At 67.1% G+C, this 18,119-nt stretch carries 15 protein-coding genes; 5 read left to right on the top strand and 10 right to left on the bottom strand.

The window, feature by feature from the left end:
* Window positions 1–69: 69 nt before the first annotated feature.
* The 4 genes from ACQPYS_RS24305 to ACQPYS_RS24290 all read right to left on the bottom strand — a co-directional run bounded on the left by ACQPYS_RS24305 (window position 70) and on the right by ACQPYS_RS24290 (window position 5,362).
* On the bottom strand, window positions 70–1,863 hold the full coding sequence (locus ACQPYS_RS24305; protein ID WP_063037576.1) for an AMP-dependent synthetase/ligase: 1,794 nt from the start codon (window positions 1,861–1,863) through the stop codon (window positions 70–72).
* A gap of 127 nt (window positions 1,864–1,990) precedes the next feature.
* Entirely contained in the window at window positions 1,991–2,914 is a 924-nt protein-coding gene (locus ACQPYS_RS24300; protein WP_063037459.1) for an alpha/beta hydrolase, read from the bottom strand.
* Between the two features lie 22 nt (window positions 2,915–2,936).
* Window positions 2,937–3,821 (bottom strand): SDR family NAD(P)-dependent oxidoreductase, encoded by an 885-nt coding sequence (locus ACQPYS_RS24295; RefSeq protein WP_431941029.1) that lies wholly within the window; start codon window positions 3,819–3,821, stop codon window positions 2,937–2,939.
* Window positions 3,818–5,362: a flavin-containing monooxygenase gene (locus ACQPYS_RS24290; RefSeq protein WP_433490916.1), complete on the bottom strand. Its 1,545-nt coding sequence runs from the start codon at window positions 5,360–5,362 to the stop codon at window positions 3,818–3,820. Before ACQPYS_RS24290 ends, ACQPYS_RS24295 begins: the two co-directional genes overlap by 4 nt.
* A gap of 67 nt (window positions 5,363–5,429) precedes the next feature.
* Between ACQPYS_RS24290 and ACQPYS_RS24285 the strand changes: the two genes are divergently transcribed.
* A complete protein-coding gene (locus ACQPYS_RS24285; RefSeq protein WP_063037465.1) occupies window positions 5,430–6,062 on the top strand; it encodes a TetR/AcrR family transcriptional regulator in 633 nt (210 codons plus the stop codon).
* Window positions 6,063–6,065: 3 nt separating this feature from the next.
* Here ACQPYS_RS24285 and ACQPYS_RS24280 read toward each other — a convergent pair whose 3' ends face one another.
* A complete protein-coding gene (locus ACQPYS_RS24280) occupies window positions 6,066–7,319 on the bottom strand; it encodes an MFS transporter (RefSeq protein WP_433490915.1) in 1,254 nt (417 codons plus the stop codon).
* A 771-nt stretch (window positions 7,320–8,090) separates the two neighbouring features.
* On the opposite strand from ACQPYS_RS24280, the gene ACQPYS_RS24275 reads away from it, so the two are divergent.
* Window positions 8,091–11,609, top strand: a complete 3,519-nt coding sequence (locus ACQPYS_RS24275; RefSeq protein WP_433493121.1) for a DNA-directed RNA polymerase subunit beta — start codon at window positions 8,091–8,093, stop codon at window positions 11,607–11,609.
* A 144-nt stretch (window positions 11,610–11,753) separates the two neighbouring features.
* Here the strand turns inward: ACQPYS_RS24275 and ACQPYS_RS24270 are convergent, their stop codons facing one another.
* The 5 genes from ACQPYS_RS24270 to ACQPYS_RS24250 form a co-directional block, all read right to left on the bottom strand.
* Entirely contained in the window at window positions 11,754–12,275 is a 522-nt protein-coding gene (locus tag ACQPYS_RS24270; protein ID WP_433490914.1) for an AAA family ATPase, read from the bottom strand.
* A gap of 89 nt (window positions 12,276–12,364) precedes the next feature.
* Complete coding sequence (locus tag ACQPYS_RS24265) at window positions 12,365–12,571, bottom strand: DUF397 domain-containing protein (RefSeq protein ID WP_063039375.1); 207 nt, start codon at window positions 12,569–12,571, stop codon at window positions 12,365–12,367.
* Window positions 12,568–13,449 carry a helix-turn-helix domain-containing protein gene (locus ACQPYS_RS24260; RefSeq protein ID WP_433490913.1) on the bottom strand — a complete coding sequence of 294 codons (882 nt, stop codon included), beginning with the start codon at window positions 13,447–13,449 and terminating at the stop codon, window positions 12,568–12,570. The genes ACQPYS_RS24265 and ACQPYS_RS24260 overlap by 4 nt, the downstream gene beginning before the upstream one ends.
* 143 nt (window positions 13,450–13,592) lie before the next feature.
* Entirely contained in the window at window positions 13,593–13,940 is a 348-nt protein-coding gene (locus tag ACQPYS_RS24255; protein ID WP_063039371.1) for a DUF1330 domain-containing protein, read from the bottom strand.
* Window positions 13,941–14,037: 97 nt separating this feature from the next.
* The gene (locus tag ACQPYS_RS24250) at window positions 14,038–15,039 is read right to left on the bottom strand and encodes a TIGR03617 family F420-dependent LLM class oxidoreductase (RefSeq protein ID WP_433490912.1); all 1,002 of its coding nucleotides are present in this window, start codon (window positions 15,037–15,039) and stop codon (window positions 14,038–14,040) included.
* Window positions 15,040–15,417: 378 nt separating this feature from the next.
* Here ACQPYS_RS24250 and ACQPYS_RS24245 point away from each other — a divergent pair, with 378 nt between their 5' ends.
* From ACQPYS_RS24245 to ACQPYS_RS24235, 3 genes are all read left to right on the top strand, one after another.
* Window positions 15,418–16,029 (top strand): TetR/AcrR family transcriptional regulator, encoded by a 612-nt coding sequence (locus ACQPYS_RS24245; RefSeq protein ID WP_433490911.1) that lies wholly within the window; start codon window positions 15,418–15,420, stop codon window positions 16,027–16,029.
* A 214-nt stretch (window positions 16,030–16,243) separates the two neighbouring features.
* Window positions 16,244–16,888, top strand: coding sequence for a formylglycine-generating enzyme family protein (locus tag ACQPYS_RS24240; RefSeq protein WP_433493120.1), 645 nt, complete (start codon window positions 16,244–16,246; stop codon window positions 16,886–16,888).
* Between the two features lie 203 nt (window positions 16,889–17,091).
* Window positions 17,092–18,063 (top strand): EamA family transporter, encoded by a 972-nt coding sequence (locus ACQPYS_RS24235; protein WP_433490910.1) that lies wholly within the window; start codon window positions 17,092–17,094, stop codon window positions 18,061–18,063.
* Window positions 18,064–18,119: the final 56 nt, after the last annotated feature.

The raw sequence follows: 18,119 nt of genomic DNA, 5'->3' as shown, positions 1-18,119 counted from the left end.
CCCGTTCTCGGGGCCGAATGCCCACGGCCCGGTGAGCGGATGGCGCATCGGGCCGTGGGCGTGGCGGGATCAGCTGTAGATCTTGTCCACCTCGGTGGCGTACTGCTTCATGACGACCGCGCGCTTGAGCGACATCTTCGGGGTCAGTTCGCCGGTTTCCTGGGTCCAGTCCGAGGCCAGGATATTGATCTTCTTGATCTGCTCGGCCTTGGAGACCTTCTTGTTGGTCTCGGCGACCGCGGCCTCCACCTCGGCGACCAGAGCCGGGTTCTCGACCAATTCGGCGATCTCCACCTCGGCGGCGATACCGTTGCGTTCCTTCCACCCCGGCAGTGCCTCCGGGTCCAGCGTGATGAGCGCGCCGATGAACGGTTTCCCGTCGCCGACCACCATCACCTGGCCGATCAGCGGATGCGCCCGCAGTTCGTCCTCCATGGGTGCCGGGGAGACGTTCTTCCCGCCCGCGGTAACCAGGATTTCCTTCTTGCGGCCGGTGATGGTGATGAAACCGTCGGCGTCGATGGCACCCAGGTCGCCGGTCTTGAACCAGCCGTCCACGAACGCGTCGGCGGTCGCCTGCTCGTTACCCCAATAGCCCGCGAACACCACGGGACCGCGCAGTAGCAGTTCGCCATCCTCCGCGATCTTGGCGGCGTGACCTTCGAGTGGGTGGCCGACCGACCCGACCCGGATGTGGTCTGGGGTGTTGACCGATATGGCGGCGCTGGTCTCGGTGAGGCCGTAGCCCTCGAAGATGGTGACGCCGACACCGCGGAAGAAGTGCCCGAGCCGGGCGCCCAGCGGGCCGCCGCCGGAGACCGCGGCCTGACAGTTGCCGCCGAGAGCGGCCCGCAGTTTGCCGTAGACGAGTTTGTCGAACAGCGCGTGCTTGGCGCTCAGTATCAGGCCGGGCTTCCCGGTGCCCAGGGCCTCGCTGTAGGCGATCGCCGTGGCCGCGGCGGCGTCGAAGATCTTGCCCTTGCCCTCGTCGTGAGCCTTCTGTTTGGCGGCGTTGAACACCTTCTCGAATACGCGCGGTACCGACAGCACGAAATCGGGCCGGTGCTCGGCGAACTGCTGGACCAGCGTGCTCCAGTCGGAGGTGTGCGCCAGGGTGACCTTGGCGTCGAAGGCGGCCAGGCTCACCGCGCGGGCGAAGACGTGCGCCAGCGGCAGGAACATGAGCGTCTTCTTGCCTGGGGTCAGGAACGCGGCCAGCGCGATCCGGTCGGCCCGGGATTCGGCCCAGAGGTTGGCGTGGCTGAGCATGACGCCCTTGGGCCGGCCGGTGGTGCCGGAGGTGTAGATCAGGGTGGCCGGGGAGGCCGCGCTCACCTGGGCACGCCGGTCGTGAACGAGTTGCTCGTCGAGTTCGGCACCGCGCCGGACGAGTTCGTCGATCGCGTCCTTGTCGATCTGCAGGGTTTCCCGCAGCGCGGTCAGTTCGGCCGGATCGATATCGTCGATGACGCCGCGATGCTTGTCGTTCTCGACGACCAGCAGCGCGGTGGCCGAATCCTGCAGGATCCAGCGGGCCTGTTCGGCCGAGGAACTGTCGTAGATGGCCACGGTGCAGCCGCCGGCCGCCCAGATGGCGAAATCGAGCAGAGTCCACTCGTAACGGGTGGCGGCCATGATGGCGACCCGGTCGCCCAGTTCGATACCCGAGGCGATGAGGCCCTTGGCCACATCGGTGACCGCCTTCGCGAACTCCGCGGCCCGCACATCGCGCCAGCCGCCCGTGCCGTCGGGGACGTTGAACATCACCGCGGCGGGGGATTCTTTCGCGTAGCGGAACACGTTGTCGGAATTGTTCGCGTCCTCGGGGATGGTGTAGGAAGCCGGGGCTTCGAACTCGCGCATCATTGCCTTTCCCTGTTTGCCAACTCGTCGGTAATTTACGCCACCGGAATCGGACGGGGCGCGGGCCACCGGTAAACGCCCTGGATCTCACCCTGAAACCAGGGTGAACTGCGTCCCGATCAGGCCTTCATCCTAGGTCGCGCAGCGGTAGCTGATCGACGGCTTGCCGGAGGAAATCGGCCATTTCGGTCAGAGCCGCAGCAGCTGGGCCCACCAGGGCGGCCTGTAGCTGGGCGACATGCCAGAGGCCGCGACTCTCGGTGAACGCGACGTCGACCCCGGCCGCGCGCAGCGCCGCGGTGAGGTCGACGCACTGCGGGTGCAGTAGTTCGTCGATATCGGCCTGGACGTACACCGGGGGCAGCCCGGCGAGGACACCGTGCAGCGGGGCGTACCCGGTATCGGCGGGATCGCCGGTCCCGAGGTAGGCCGCGGCGCAGGCCCGCGACCAGGGCCCGTTGACCACCAGATCGCGGGGGCGTTCGGCGAGCTGGTTCGGATCGACCCACGGGGCGATCAGACCGAGCGCGGCGGGGGTGTGGTCGTGCCGGGCGATGAGCCGCTGGGCCAGCGCCAGCGACAGTCCGCCGCCGGCCGAATCCCCGGCGATCGCGATCCGTTCCGGCCGGTAGTCGTGCTCGGCGACCAGCGCGAGGAATGCGGCCTCGGCGTCGTCCAGTGCCGCCGGGTAGGCGTGTTCCGGCGCCAGCCGGTAGTCGAGGGCGTAGACCGGTAGCCCGGTTCCGGCGGCGAGCCGGCCGTTGAGCGAACGGTGGGTGGCCAGCGAGCCCACGGCGTATCCGCCGCCGTGCAGGTACAGCACGGCGGCGGGTTCGGCCGGGGCCGGGCCGGCCGGTGCGAGTCGTTCGGCCGGGCGGCCGCCCAGGCGGATCGCCTCGACGCCGACGCCCCGCGGGACGGGCTGCAAGGCCGAACCGGCGTCGATCAGGGCCCGCTGGGCCCGCCAGGGAAGCCGGGAGTGCAGCGCCACCCGGTACATCGAGCCCAGGACGGCCCGCGCCAGCGGCAATGGCAGCGCGATATCTCGCATGTCGATCCTTCTCCGGTACCGGTCAGGGCAGGAAACGTCGTTCGACGCCGACCGCGATGCGCTGGTAACCGGCGGCGGCGGTGCGGACGAACAGGTCCAGCAGTTTGGCCTCCCAGCCGATCAGCACCCGGCCGCGGCCCTTGCGGACACCGTCGACGATGGTCTGTGCGGCCATTTCGGGACTGTGGATGGCGAGGTACTTGTCGAACATCGAGCTGGCGTTCGCGCCGTCGATATCGTCGCTGTAGGTGGCGTTGCGGGCGACGGCGGTCTTGATCCCGCCGGGGTGCACGCAGGTGACCTTGACCGGCGCGCGGTCCACCAGCATTTCCTGTCGCAGCGCCTCGGTGAAACCGCGGACCGCGAACTTGGCCGAGTTGTACGCGGCCTGCCCGGGTACCGCGATCAGGCCGAAGAGGCTGGACACGTTCACCACATGGCCGTCACCGGATTCGAGGAGGAACGGCAGGAACGCCTTGGTCCCGTTCACCACACCCCAGAAGTCGACATCCATGATGCGTTCGATGTCTTTGAACTCGGTCTTGGCGACATCGCCGTGGTGGGCGATCCCGGCGTTGTTGTAGATCTGGTGCACGACGCCGAAATGCTGTTTCACCGCGTCGGCGTACAGCAGTACGGCCTCGCGTTCGGCCACGTTGAGCCGGTCGGATTTCACCTCCGCGCCGAGCTCTGCGCAGCGGCGGGTGGTCTCGGCCAGGCCTTCGGTATCGATATCGGAGAGGGCGAGTTTCGCGCCGCGCCGGGCGAGGTTGACCGCCAGCGCCCGCCCGATCCCGGAACCGGCCCCGGTGATCACACAGACTTTGTCGCGGAAGTATGAATCATTGCGCCCGCCCGTCGCCCGGCCCCCGCCGCTCGGGGAATCACTACGTGATGCTGCATTCATGCGGTCACTACCTTCAGATCGGGTCGAGCGGGGGCATCGGCTGCCGTCGTCGTATCGTAGGCGGCCATGTCGAATTTCCTTGTGATCCGGCGGAATTCGAAGGTGAAGTCCGGCCAGAGGGTCGTATTGTTTCCGTGCTTGTCCAGGTACCAGCTGGCGCAGCCGCCGGTGCTCCAGACGCTCTTGGTGAGCTTCTTCTGCAGGGCGGAGTTGTAGGAGTCCTGCGCCGAACGGCGCACCTCGACGGTGCGCAGACCCTGGCGTTCGAAGGTGGCCAGCGCGTCGGCGATGTAGTTGATCTGGGATTCGATCATGTACACGATCGAGGTATGGCCCAGGCCGACATTGGGGCCGAGCAGGAAGAACATATTCGGGAAGTTCGCGATCGCCGAACCCTTGTAACCCTGCTGGCCGATATCGTCGAACACCTCGGTCAGGCTGCGGCCGTCGCGACCGTGGATGGTCTCGTAGGTGGGGGAATCGGTGACGTGGAAGCCGGTGGCGACCACGATCGCGTCGACCTCGCGTTCGGTGCCGTCGGCGGTGACGATCGAGTTCGCGCGGATTTCGGCGATCCCGTCGGTGACCACGTCGACATTGTCGCGGTCCAGGGCCGGGTAGTACTCGTTGGAGATCAGCATGCGTTTGCAGCCGATGCGGAAGTTCGGGGTGACCTTTGCGCGCAGTTCCGGGTCGCGGATCTCCATGGCCAGTTTGGCCTTGGCCAGGGCCTCGAACCCGCGCATCAACGGCGGGAACTTCGCCAGGCCGACCACCTGGGTCTCCCGGGCGGCGTAGATCGCGGCCCGGGACAGGCGCTGTACGCCCGGAATGTGCTTGAACGCCAGTCGCTCGGGTAGCAGGTAGGGGCGGTCCAGCCGGGGCAGCAGCCAGGGAGCGGTGCGCTGGTAGACGTCGAGATGAGCGACGCTGCCGGCGATGGCCGGGACGATCTGGATGGCCGAGGCGCCGGTGCCGATGACCGCGACGCGCTTACCGGCCAGGTCGGAATCGTGGTTCCAGCGGGCCGAGTGGAAGATCTCGCCCTCGAAGCTGTTGATGCCTTTGATATCGGGCAGGTTGGGCTCGCACAGCGCGCCGACCGCCGAGACCACGGTATCGGCGGTGAAATCGCCCCTGGTGGTGGTGATCTCCCATTGCGCGGTCTCGGGGTTCCAGCGGGCGCCGGTGACATCGCAGTCGAACAGGTGCTTGTCGCGCACGTTGTACTTATCGGCCACGCCCTGGATATAGGCCTGGATCTCGCCCTGCCGGGAGAACGACCGCGACCAGTCCGGATTCAGGGCGAAGGAATACGAGTACAGGTGCGAGGGCACATCGCACGCGGCACCGGGATAGGTGTTGTCACGCCAGGTCCCACCGACATCGCTACCGCGTTCCAGTACGAGGAAATCCTCGCGGCCCTGCTGGGTCAGCCGGATGGCGAGGCCGAGGCCGGCGAAACCACTGCCGATGATGATCGTCCGCAGATGACGGGCGGGCTGGTTGGCGACAGCTTTGTCTGTAACCTTGCGACTCATATAATGAGCGTAAGGGCTTATTGAGCCGCAGTCAACAGTATTGAACGGCATTCAGTAGGATGAACAGGTGAGTACGAGCCCGGAAGCACCCGTCAAACGCATCCGATTGAGCCCGGACGAACGGAAGACGCAGCTGATCACGCTCGGCGTGAAAATGCTCGGCGAACGGGCGATCGAGGACATATCGGTCAGCGAGATCGCGGCCCAGGCGGGGATCTCGCGGGGACTGCTGTTCCACTACTTCCCGACCAAACAGGATTTTCAGCTCGAAGTGGTCCGGCACGCCAACGCCGAACTGCTGGCCCGGGTCGTCCCCGACCCCACGCTGAGCCTGTTCGATATGCTGCGCGACTCGGTGGGCCGCTATATCGACTACGTCAGCGAGAACCGTACGTCGTACCTGGCCCTGCTGCGCGGCCCCACCAGCTCCAGTCCGGAGTTGGCCGCCATGGTCGAGCAGACCCGGCACGTGATCGTCGACATCATCCTCGCCCAGGTCCCGCTGTCGCCGGAGGAGCGTGCGCAGCCCCGGCTGGTACTCGTGGTTCGCGGCTGGGTGGCCTTCACCGAAGAAACCACCCTGTCGTGGCTGCGCGACGAACACCTCTCCCGCGACGAACTGATCGAACTGCTGGTGGAGTCGCTGGTGGCCCTGTCCATGGCCGTGAACCCGGCCCTGGCCGCCGCGTTGCGCGCCTGAGGTTCACGGCGCCGGCTGTGCCGAGTCGGCCGGCAATGCCTCGGGGTGTTCGGTCGCCCGGTCGATGCGGGCCAGCAGCAGCGGTGTCATCAACAGCAGTATTCCGGCGAGGGTGATCGCCGCGCGGATTCCGATCCACGCGGCGAGCAGGCCCCATAACGCCGTGACCGCCGCGATGGTGATCTTCTTACTCACCGCCCAGGCCGCCAGCGCGCGGGTCGCCCGGTCGGCCGGTAATTGCTCCAGCCGATAGGTGGCGAAGACCGGGTTGAACACGGCCATGCAGACGATCACGGCGGTCTGTACGGCCAGAACGAGGACCAATCCGCCGGCGCCGGCGGTGACGGCGCCCAGCGCGACGGGCCAGCACACCCGCAGAATCCCGGATATCCGCAGCACGCGCCCGCGTCCGTACCGGGCGACGAGCCGGGGCGTGAGCCGCGCCCCGAGCAACCCGCCCAGGCACGGCAATGCGAACGCGAGCCCGAACTCCCAGGGCGTGAAGCCGAGCTGCCCGAGCATGAGCACCGACATCAGCGGCTGCGTCGCCATGATCAGCGCGCCGACGAGGGTGTCGTTGCAGAGCAGCGGGCGAAGCCCGGGATGGTTCAGTACGTAACGCCAGCCCTCGAACTGCGCACCCGGGTGTGGTGCGTCGGGGCGGACCGGACGTGGTTCGCGGTCATCACCGATCGCGCGCAGGCCCGCCGCCGAGGCCAGATAGCTCAGGCCGTCCGCGACCAGGGTGGCCATCGGGCCCAGCAGGCCGATCGCGGCGCCACCCAGCGGCGGCCCGAGCACGATGGCAGTCCAGTTCGTGGATTCGAACCGGGCATTGGCCACCAGCAGGTCATCCGGTGCCACCAGGCTTCCGAGATAGGCGCCGGACGCGGCGGTGAAACCGATATCGGCGGTAGCGGCGACGATCGCGACCACGAGCAACTGCGCGAAGCCGAGTGCGCCGCACGCGAAAGCGATCGGAATGCTCAGCAGCGCCGCGCACCGGACCAGGTCCATGGCGATCAGGACCGGCCCCTTGCGGCGGAACTCCAACCAGGGGCCCAGCGGATTCGCCACCAGGGCGCCGACCGCGAGGCCGGCCGCCGCCAGTAGCGAGATCTCGGCGGGGCCGGCGTGCAGGACGAGAACGGCGACGAGCCCGAAGGCGTTGAATGCCAGCGCGGTACCGAACCGGCTCACCGCGTAGGCGGCCCACAGCCAACCGAACTGTCGCCCCAGGGTCCGCCCCTTCGCCATTCCGGCGCACCTCTCGCTTGTTCGTCCTCGCGATGACCCGGGCGAGCAAAGCAGAAAGCACGGGCCGCGATCAAACAACCGCGGCAGTATCCGGGCACAACCGTTCGTTGTATTCCACGGATGGTTCACCGGCGGCGATGGACCCCGGGTGTGTGCCGCAATTCCCGGGGCGATACATTCGAGTGGGAAGGTCGGGAATTGAATTCGGGGTGGGGTACGGCACGAATTTATTTCTCACTCGGCGCGGTGTCCGGTTCGTTCCTCGGATCGGGTCCGGTCGTGCGCCGCGAGATTCGGGGAAACTCTCCCGGGGTCGGTCTCGGCGAGCGTCCCCGGAGCAGAAGAGGATCGAAGGATGGCTGCTCGGGCCCGGCGGATGTGAGCAGCGGTGGATGGCCCCGCTCTGCCGCGATCTCGCGCCGCCGAAGCCGCGACGGCCGATTTCGGCGGTTTTCCGCCATCCGGCTTGACGCCGTGCGGATCGGAGTGTCATTATCAAAATGTAAAGCATCGGAAATCGGATGCTTTATTTTTTATGTCTCTCGACATTCGACGATTTCGTGTGTAATTTAGGGCTTCGCGCCGGGGTGCGTGCTGTCCGACTCTCGAAATACGAAACCACCGTGGAAGCGCCGCATTCCGTGTATCGCTGCCACGGGTTGTCGTCGAGTCCTATCCGGACGGCTTCCGCCCGCGGTACGCGATCCGAATAACGCCCACTGGACAAGCAGATACGTGACGACCATACCGCGCAGGTATGGGCGGCGTGCGGTGCTGGAAGGACGCATCTTGGCACTCCCTGATCAGAACGAGATCGCTACCGCGGTATCCGCCGGGAGCCGAATTCCCGGAAGCCCCGAGCGGCTCTCGTTCGCCAGAGTCCTCGAGCTCCTGGAGGTTCCCGGGTTGCTGGAGATCCAAACCGAATCGTTCGGCTGGTTGATCGGCGCGGCCGCCCAGCGGGAGCGGGCCGCCGCCCGCGGTGATTTCCGCACGGGCGGGCTGGCGGAGGTACTCGCGGAGATCGGCCCGATCGAGGATTACGCGGGGACCATGTCGCTGACCCTGTCCGAACCCCGCTTCGAGGAGGTCAAGGCCTCGATCGACGAGTGCAAGGACACGGACATGACCTACGCGGCGCCGTTGTTCGTCACCGCGGAGTTCATCAACAACAACACCGGCGAGATCAAGAGCCAGACGGTCTTCATGGGTGATTTCCCGATGATGACCGACAAGGGCACCTTCATCATCAACGGCACCGAGCGCGTGGTCATCTCACAACTGGTGCGTTCGCCGGGCGTCTACTTCGATCACTCCGTCGACAAGAGCACCGAGAAGGACCTGCACAGCGTGCGGGTCATCCCGAGCCGTGGCGCGTGGCTGGAATTCGATATCGACAAACGGGACACCGTCGGTGTACGTATCGACCGCAAACGGCGTCAGCCGGTGACCGTGCTGCTCAAAGCCCTCGGCTGGACCACCGAGCAGATCACCGAGCGGTTCGGCTTCTCCGGGGTGCTGATGTCGTCGCTGGAGAAGGACAACACCGCGAGCACCGATGAAGCGCTGCTCGACATCCACCGCAAGCTCCGGCCCGGCGAACCGCCCACCAAGGAGTCCGCGCAGACCCTGCTGGAGAACCTGTTCTTCGCCGAGAAGCGCTACGACCTGGCGCGTGTGGGCCGCTACAAGATGGACAAGAAGTTCGGTGTCCGGCGGGACGCGCCCGGCGGCCCCCGGGTGCTCACCGAAATGGACCTGGTCACCGTTGTCGAATACCTGCTGCGGCTGCACGCGGGGGAGCAGACGATGACCGGGCCCGACGGTATCGAGGTGCCGGTCGAGGTGGACGATATCGACCATTTCGGTAATCGCCGCGTACGCACCGTGGGGGAACTGATCCAGAATCAGTTCCGGGTGGGGCTCTCCCGGATGGAGCGGGTGGTCCGGGAACGGATGACCACCCAGGACGTCGAAGCCATCACCCCGCAGTCGCTGATGAACATCCGGCCGGTCGTGGCGGCGCTCAAGGAGTTCTTCGGGACCTCCCAGTTCTCCCAGTTCATGGACGAACGCAACCCGCTCGCGAGCCTCACCAACAAACGTCGCCTGTCCGCGCTCGGACCGGGCGGCCTGTCCCGGGAGCGCGCCGGCCTCGAGGTGCGCGATGTGCACTACAGCCATTACGGCCGGATGTGCCCGATCGAGACCCCTGAGGGTCCGAATATCGGGCTGATGGGGTACCTGTCGGTGTACGCGCGGGTGAATCCGTTCGGGTTCCTCGAAACGCCGTATCGGAAGGTGATCGACGGCACGGTGACCGATGAGATCGTCTACCTCACCGCCGACGAGGAGGACCGGCACGTCGTCGCGCAGGCGAACGAACCGCTCGATGCCCAGGGGTGCTTCGTCGAATCGCGGATCGCGGTGCGGCGCAAGTATTCCGAGGTCGAGTTCGTCGATAGTGGACAGGTCGATTACATGGATGTGTCGCCGCGGCAGATGGTGTCGGTGGCGACGGCGATGATTCCGTTCCTGGAGCATGATGACGCCAACCGTGCTCTGATGGGTGCGAATATGCAGCGTCAGGCCGTGCCGTTGATTCGTTCCGAGGCTCCTGTGGTGGGTACCGGTATGGAGTTGCGGGCCGCGGTGGATGCCGGTGATGTCGTGGTCAACGACAAGGCCGGTGTGGTCGAGGAAGTGTCGGCGGATTACGTCACGGTCATGGCCGATGACGGGACCCGCAAGTCCTACCGGATGCGGAAGTTCGCCCGCTCGAATCAGGGCACGTGTGCCAACCAGCGTCCCATCGTGGACGAAGGCCAGCGCGTCGAGCGCGGTCAGGTCCTCGCCGACGGCCCCTGCACCGAGAACGGTGAAATGGCGCTCGGTAAGAACCTGCTGGTGGCGATCATGCCGTGGGAAGGTCACAACTACGAAGACGCGATCATCCTGTCCCAGCGTCTGGTGGAAGATGATGTGTTGACCTCGATTCATATCGAGGAGCACGAGATCGACGCTCGGGATACGAAGTTGGGTGCCGAGGAGATCACTCGCGATATCCCGAATGTTTCCGATGAGGTTTTGGCTGATCTCGACGAGCGTGGGATCGTGCGGATCGGTGCCGAGGTGCGTGATGGTGACATTCTGGTCGGGAAGGTCACTCCGAAGGGTGAAACCGAGCTGACGCCGGAAGAGCGGTTGTTGCGGGCGATTTTCGGTGAGAAGGCGCGTGAGGTGCGTGATACTTCGCTGAAGGTGCCCCATGGTGAGTCGGGCAAGGTGATCGGTATCCGCGTGTTCTCGCGTGAGGATGACGATGATCTGCCTCCGGGTGTGAACGAGCTGGTCCGGGTGTATGTGGCGCAGAAGCGCAAGATCCAGGACGGTGACAAGCTCGCGGGCCGGCACGGGAACAAGGGTGTGATCGGCAAGATTTTGCCGACCGAGGATATGCCGTTCATGCCCGATGGCACGCCGGTGGACATTATTTTGAACACCCATGGTGTGCCGCGTCGTATGAATATCGGGCAGATCCTGGAAACCCACCTCGGCTGGATCGGTAAGACCGGCTGGGAGGTGCCGCTCCCCGGCGGTGACCGACCCGAGTGGGCGCAACGCCTGCCCGACGAGCTGCTCTCGGCGGCGCCGGATACGAATCTGGCGACACCGGCGTTCGACGGGGCACGCGAGGAAGAACTCGCCGGACTATTGGCCGCCACGCGGCCGAATCGGGACGGCGAGGTCATGGTCGGGGCGGACGGAAAAGCGACCCTGTTCGACGGCCGCTCGGGTGAGCCGTTCCCGTACCCGGTAGCGGTCGGCTACATGTACATCCTGAAGCTGCACCACCTGGTCGACGACAAGATCCACGCCCGCTCGACCGGCCCGTACTCGATGATCACCCAGCAGCCGCTCGGTGGTAAGGCGCAGTTCGGTGGTCAGCGCTTCGGTGAGATGGAGTGCTGGGCCATGCAGGCCTACGGCGCGGCCTACACGCTGCAGGAACTGCTGACCATCAAGTCCGACGATGTGGTGGGCCGGGTGAAGGTCTACGAGGCGATCGTCAAGGGCGAGAACATTCCGGAACCAGGCATCCCGGAATCGTTCAAGGTTCTGCTCAAGGAACTCCAGTCCCTGTGCCTCAATGTCGAGGTGCTGTCGGCCGACGGCGCGGCCATCGATCTGGGGCACGGGGACGACGACGAACTCGAGCGCAGGGCGACAAACCTCGGAATCACGCTGTCCAGGGACGAATCACCTTCGATCGACGAGATCACGAGCTGAGAGCCTCGGGCAGCCGCGCGCCGGTGCACAGTGCGCGGCTGCACGGTGGCTCCGACGGAAATAACGCGCATCCGCGCCGGCGCTCAGCAGTAGACGTCGGAGCGAGGTCGGTATGCGCCGCTCCGTCGTCGTATCGGCCCGCGGCTACGGTCCTTCACCGGGAAGTGCGGCGCGGATCGTGGCCACATGCGCTGCCGCGCTTCCCGTGTTGTCGATCAGGATGCGCGGTTCGGTGAACGGCTCCCAGCGCCGGGATCGCACCTGAGCCCAGGTCGGGTTGCCCTGTCCTGGCCGATCGGGTGTGCGGGACTCCACCCGGCGGCGATGTTCGGCGGCGTCCGAGCAGATCACCTCCACCCAGTGCAGCGGAACCTTCGATCCGAGCGCAAGATCGCCCCACATCGTTCTGGCCTTCCGGAGGTTGTTGCACGCGTCGACGACCACGGGCCGCCCGCCCAGTAACTGGTCCTCGGCCACCCAGGCTGCCGCGACGTAACCGACCGGATTGTTCTCGAACGGCGCCAATGTCGAAACGATCGCTGCCTCGAAGGTATCGATACGCAGGAACGTCGCACCGAGTTCGTCCGCGAGAGCCCGTGCCAGGGTGGTCTTTCCGCATCCCGGGAGACCGGCGAACACCACCAGACGAGGAGACCCGGCTGCCATACGACCGATCCTAGGGGGCGCATCCGAGCAGCGGTCCGGACGGGCGCACATACCGGACCGTCTGCACAGCTGCCGCCGTGCCGATCGAGTTAGCCGCCATCGGCACGCCCATCCGGGGTGCCACCGGTGAAGACGTCCCACTCGGCGGCGGTGAAAACGAGCGCCGGGCCGGTGGGGTTCTTGGAGTCACGGACGCCGACATGCCCGCCGTCGAGGAACGCGACCTCCACACACTCCTTGGTTCCGCCACTGCGACTGCTCTTGAACCATTTCGCTTCGGATAGGTCGACGTTCACCGTTGGTGCTCCCTTGCTGCCGTGCGCAGCAGATTCCTGCTGCCGACCTCATCCAGCGCGGCGCGTTGAACGAGATCGCACGCCTCTACGTATCGCTGCACAATACCGACCTTCTCGCTGTACATGTCGCCGGTGTAATTCTCGGCGTAGACGATCGTCGGCTCGGCGGGTCTGCCCGGGCCGTCCGCGTCGAACTCCATGATCACGAAAGGGCCGATCTGCTCACCGACGGGCATTCCGGCGGAGAAGGGCAGGACGCGCAGTCGCACGTTCGGGAGAGTGCCGGCATCGGCCAGATGCCGCAATTGCGTTGCCATGACCCGAGGCCCGCCGATCGTCCTGCGCAGCACCGTCTCGGCCAAGATGACGTTGAGCCGGGCCGGCCGGGCATTCCGGGTGATCAGCGCCTGCCGCCGCATCTTGAGCCGGACACGCTGCTCGCGCTCCTCTACGGTGTCGTCGGGACTCGCGACCCGGGCCAACGCGCGTGCGTAGTCCTGGGTCTGCAACAGACCCGGTACGAGGTCGGGTTGATAGGTCGTCAAGACCCGGGCCGCGGATTCCAGTCCCATGTACACACTGAAGTTGGCCGGAATCACACTGCCGAATTCGTGCCACCAGGACTTTGCGCCTGTTTCGCGGGCCAGGCCCCGCAACCCCGCCGCTTTCTCCTCGTCGATCTCGTAGATCTCGATCAACCCGTCCAGATCGCGAATGCGGATCCGCTGGTTCTGCCCCGTCTCGATGCGTTGCAGGCTGCTCTTGCCCCACTCCATGAGCGCCGCCGCTTCGGCCATGGTCAGGCCGATCGCTTCACGTGCCTCGCGCAGATATCGGCCGAGTTGCCGTCTCGTGATACTGCTGTCCCTATCAGTCAAAACCGTCCCCTTTTTGGCTGGATGAGAGCTCCGAATCGCGAGATATACATACTCGCAGTCCGGCAGCGGCACGCCGGTTTTCGGTGATCTCGTGGGTCGGGTCCTCGGGGCGTCGCGGGGCGGACGGGTGCGGCGTATCGCGCTCACCCGGCGGCTATGGACTCCCGCATGGCCGCGGCGGTGGTGGCGGGGTCGTAGCCGGGGGCGACGCCGTCGACCAAGATCAGGTCGCCGTCGATATGCCGCGTGCGCAGCGGCGCGATCTCCCGATACGCGGGGGAGTCCCACCAGGCCCGGGCCTCCTCCATGCCGGGAAAACCGATCATTACGACGGAACCGGGCCAGCGGCCTTCCTTGACCTCGTGCTGGGCGACGTGGACGAGGAAGCGGCCACCGAAAGGCTCGAAGGTGGCGGGGATGCGCTCGATGTACTCGGCGATCTCGGGATGCGGATCGGCCGGCTGCAGATGGGCGATAACGTAGGCGGGCATGGTGTCGTCCTCTCGATCGGTTCGATATACCGATCATGACGGCGAGCGGACCGCCGCACGATTACCTCGGAGGTAAACGGATCGGCTACCCGCGGGGTTATCGGCCCAATCCGGCGGCGAGGGCGGCGATCTGCTCGGCGGGCGGGTCGTATCCGGGGAAGTAGCAGCACACCCGGTCGGTGAAATCGCCGAAACGGCGGATGATCTCGGCGGCACAGTCCTGTGGAGTGCCGCGGACCGCGAGGGTATCGACCATATGGTCGGAGATCCGGTCGGACATGGTCATGATGTTGCCGGTCTTGGAGAGGGCGTTGAGTTCCGGTTGCAGCTGTTCCCAGCCCTCGACCTCGAGCACCGGCCGGTACGCCGGGGTCGAACCGTAGAACGCCAGCAGCCCGCGTACGCCGGTCGAGGCTGCCGCGAGTTCTTCCGCCGACCGGCCCATCGCCACGATCACCTGCGGATAGAGAGGGAATTCGGTGCGGCCCGCCTGCTTCATACCCTCCGCCACGGCGGGCAGCGTGCGCTCCCGGAAATGCCGATGGCTGTGGAAAGGCATCACCAGCAGCCCGTCCGCGACCTCCGCCGCGGTCCGGGTCATCAGTGGGCCGAGCGCGCCGAGCAGTACGGGTGGGGGTCCGTACGGGTTCGGGCCGGGAACGAAAGTGCTCGGCATGAGAGTGTGCCGGGTGTACTCGCCGCGGAAATCCAACGGCGAGCCGTCCTGCCAGGCCTGCAGGATCGTCCGCACCGCCAGCACTATCTCGCGCATCCGGGCCGCCGGCGCGGACCAGGTGGCACCGTAACGCTTCTCGATATGGGGACGGATCTGCGAACCGAGTCCGAGCCGGAACCGCCCACCCGACATCAAGTGCAGGTCCCACGCGGCATGCGCGAGGTGTATCGGGCTGCGCGGCATGGCGATCGCGACATTGGTCATCAGGTCGGCGTTCACCCGGCCGGCCACGGCGGCCAGGGGGAGCATGACATCGTGGGGGCCTTCGAAAGTGAAAAGCCCCGCCGCGCCGGCGTCGACGAGGGTCCGGGCGCGTTCGGCGCTGCGGTCCGGGCGGGCGTCCAACTGGAGATCGAGCAGCATCAGTTCATCCAAGTACACCCGGGCGGTCTCGAACAGGGGTTCGGCCCGGCCGGGCCGAATCGGTATGGGGGCCGGGGTGGGACGGACCCGGGCGTCTCTCCACCCCGGCGCGCCGGCACCCGCCCGGCCGGTCCGTACCTTCGGCCGCGAGTTCGCCCACCCCGGGGTGCTCGTCGCGCTCGCCGCCGGGTATCCGAACCCGCGGCCGCGGCCGGCCGATCGGGCGCTGGTCGCCGCGGCTCGCGCGGCGATTCTCGATGGTGCGCCGGAGGCGGAGAGCCACCGGCGCGAGCAGCCCCGCTGGACGTTTCGCCGTGCTACCGCGCCGGACCTACGACACGGTTGGACGCTGTGAAACGGCATTCGTAGTCTCGTTACGTGACGGACGGCTACGACGAGGTCGACGAGAAGATCATGGACGCCGCGCTGGAACGGATCCTGCAACTCGGGATCCGCCGCTCCAGCCTGGAGGACATCGCGCGCCGTGCCGGGATCAACCGGATCACCATCCACCGCAGATTCGCAGGGAAGGACAAACTGGTCGAGGCCGTCATCGAACGCGAGACCCGGCGCATGCTGGACGAGGTGACCGCGATCGCCGATGCCGCCGACGGCGTGGACGCGCAGATCGAGGAGACCACGCTGCACGTCCTGCTGCAGACCCGCATCCACCGATTGGTCACCCACTTGCTGCGGGTCGCCCCGGACGAAGCGCTGAGCTTCTACACCGTGCAGGGCGAGCACCTGGTCGGTCTCGGTATCGACTACATCTCCGGCATGCTCACCTATGCCCAGAACGCCGGACTGATCGACCGCTACGACCCCCGGCCGGTCGCCGAACTGGTCGCCCGTCTGGCCCATTCGCTGATGCTCACCCCGGGCAACGGCGGCGGCACCGATTTCACCGATACCGAGCAGGCCCGGGCTTTCGTCCGCACAACCATCGTGCCGCTGATGAAACACGGCATTCCCGGTTCTTCCCGAGGGTGAAATGCGCGACGCGGTGAGCGAAGGCGATCACCGCGACCAGCGCCGCCGATCGAGTGGTACGGGTGACGACGGAGGACCTCGGGGTGCGCGCCGCTGCTCGCCGTCGATGACCGCACCGCGGGTCCGGGCACCGTCACTCGCTGCGGTGCCCTGGCTTGGGTGCTTTCGTCCAGGTAGGTTCGACCGGGTGAATGCGTACGTGGCAGGGATCGACCTGGTCGATATCCCGCCGGGACGGGCGACGTTGTCGGATCGGCGGACACAACGCAGTTGGTCGGTGGAAGTCGGTCCGTACCGGCTGGGGGCCGTGCCGGTCACGCGATCGCAGTACGCGCAGGTCACCGGCTGCCGGCCGGACGGGAGTCCGGGAGACCGGCTGCCCGCCGACAGCATCTCCTGGAACGAGGCAGTTCTCTTCTGCAATGCGCTGTCCGAACACGACGGCCTGACACCGGCGTACCGCGTCGGCGCCGACGGCGAGGTCACCCGGGTCGCGTCGGCCGGCGGATATCGGCTGCCGACCGAGGCGGAGTGGGAACACGCGTGCCGCGCGGGCACCACCGGCCCGCGCTACGGCCGGCTCGACGATATCGCCAGGTACCGCGAGAATTCCGACGACCGACTGCCCGAGGTGCGGACTCGGCGGCCCAACGCGTGGGGGCTCTACGACATGCTCGGCACGGTCTGGGAATGGTGCTGGGACCTCTACGACCCGGAGGTCTACGGCAGCTACCGGGTGCTTCGCGGGGGCGGGTGGTTCGACGAACACTGGAGCTGCCGCGCCTCGGTCCGCCGGCGCAGTCATCCCACGGTCCGGCTCGACGATATCGGGTTCCGCGTCGCGCGGTCGGCATCGTGACGAACTGCCGAGCGGTCCGTACGACACCGAAGCCCGGCCGGTCGAACCGCGATTCGGTCACAGCGGTTCGGAGTGCGGAATCCAGGTCGGCTGTCATGGCGGCCGGCGGTCCTTCGCCGAATCCGTCCGCGCTTCCGGGACCCGGGTGCGTGCGGCCGGAAAACCGGTAGTCGGGGCGGCGACCGCTCCGGCACACTGTCGGCGTGGCCTTGACGGAGAAGGCGGGGCGGGCGCCGGGCCGGGGCCGGGTGACCGCACTGAGTGCACTCTCCTGGGTGCTGTTCGCGAGTTCGGGTTCGCTGGCCGCGGCGGTGATGGCGGCGGGCTGGTCGCCGGCGGCGGTGACCTCGGTACGGCTCGCGTCGGCCGCGGCACTGCTGGTGCCGGTGGTCGCGGTGTTGCGGCCGGGGTCGTTGCGCTTCGGCCGCGCCGATCTCCGACTGCTGCTCGGCTACGGTCTGCTCGGTGTCGGCGGGGTGCAGCTGCTGTTCTTCGTGGCGGTGGCCCGGATTCCGGTCGGTGTGGCGATGGTGCTGGTCAACGTGGCTCCGGCGCTGGTCGCGCTGTGGGTGCGGGTGGTGCGGGGCACCCGGCTGCCTCGGCTGGTGTGGGCGGGGATCGCGCTGGCCTCGGTGGGATCGGTGTTGGTCGCCCAGGTCTGGCAGGGCACCGGGTTGGATCTGCTGGGGGTGGCCGCCGGGTTGGGGGCGGCGCTCTGTTCGGCCGGGTACTTCCTGCTCGGCGAGCACGGTGCGCGCCGGCACGACCCGGCGGGGTTCACCGCGGCCGGGCTGGTGATCGGCGCGGTGCCGGTGGCGGTGCTCGCCCCGCCGTGGACGCTGCCGCCGGGATCGCTCACCGCTGTCGCGGTCTTGGGCGGTGCGCGGGTTCCGGTGTGGCCGGTGCTGCTCGCGCTGGCCGTGATCGGAACCGTGCTGCCCTACCTGGCGGGTCTGCGGGCGCTGCGCGATCTCCCCGTCGCCCTGGCCGGTGTGCTGGCACTGCTGGAACCGGTGGTCGCCGCCGCGCTGGCCTGGCTGCTGCTGGGTCAAGCGCTCGGACCGGCTCAGCTGGCCGGGGCGGTAATCGTGCTCACCGGCGCGGTACTGGTACAACTGGCCGGGCCGGAGAACGTTGCCGCAGGCCGGGGCCCGCGGAGTGGGCGCCGGCCATGACGCGGGCCCGCTCGAATACGTAGTTCCCGCCGGCCCGCACCCCAGGCGGTGATTCC

This window comes from Nocardia grenadensis, from assembly GCF_050942415.1.
Classification (GTDB): domain Bacteria; phylum Actinomycetota; class Actinomycetes; order Mycobacteriales; family Mycobacteriaceae; genus Nocardia; species Nocardia grenadensis.
This window is presented reverse-complemented; position numbering and strand designations above follow the sequence as displayed.

Coding starts and splice junctions, on each gene's coding strand:
- ACQPYS_RS24290 (WP_433490916.1), bottom strand. CDS start 5,362: ATGAGTCGCAAGGTTACAGACAAAGCTGTCGCCAACCAGCCCGCCCGT.
- ACQPYS_RS24305 (WP_063037576.1), bottom strand. CDS start 1,863: ATGCGCGAGTTCGAAGCCCCGGCTTCCTACACCATCCCCGAGGACGCG.
- ACQPYS_RS24300 (WP_063037459.1), bottom strand. CDS start 2,914: ATGCGAGATATCGCGCTGCCATTGCCGCTGGCGCGGGCCGTCCTGGGC.
- ACQPYS_RS24280 (WP_433490915.1), bottom strand. CDS start 7,319: ATGGCGAAGGGGCGGACCCTGGGGCGACAGTTCGGTTGGCTGTGGGCC.
- ACQPYS_RS24250 (WP_433490912.1), bottom strand. CDS start 15,039: ATGCTGCTCGATCTCCAGTTGGACGCCCGCCCGGACCGCAGCGCCGAA.
- ACQPYS_RS24295 (WP_431941029.1), bottom strand. CDS start 3,821: ATGAATGCAGCATCACGTAGTGATTCCCCGAGCGGCGGGGGCCGGGCG.
- ACQPYS_RS24255 (WP_063039371.1), bottom strand. CDS start 13,940: ATGCCCGCCTACGTTATCGCCCATCTGCAGCCGGCCGATCCGCATCCC.
- ACQPYS_RS24270 (WP_433490914.1), bottom strand. CDS start 12,275: ATGGCAGCCGGGTCTCCTCGTCTGGTGGTGTTCGCCGGTCTCCCGGGA.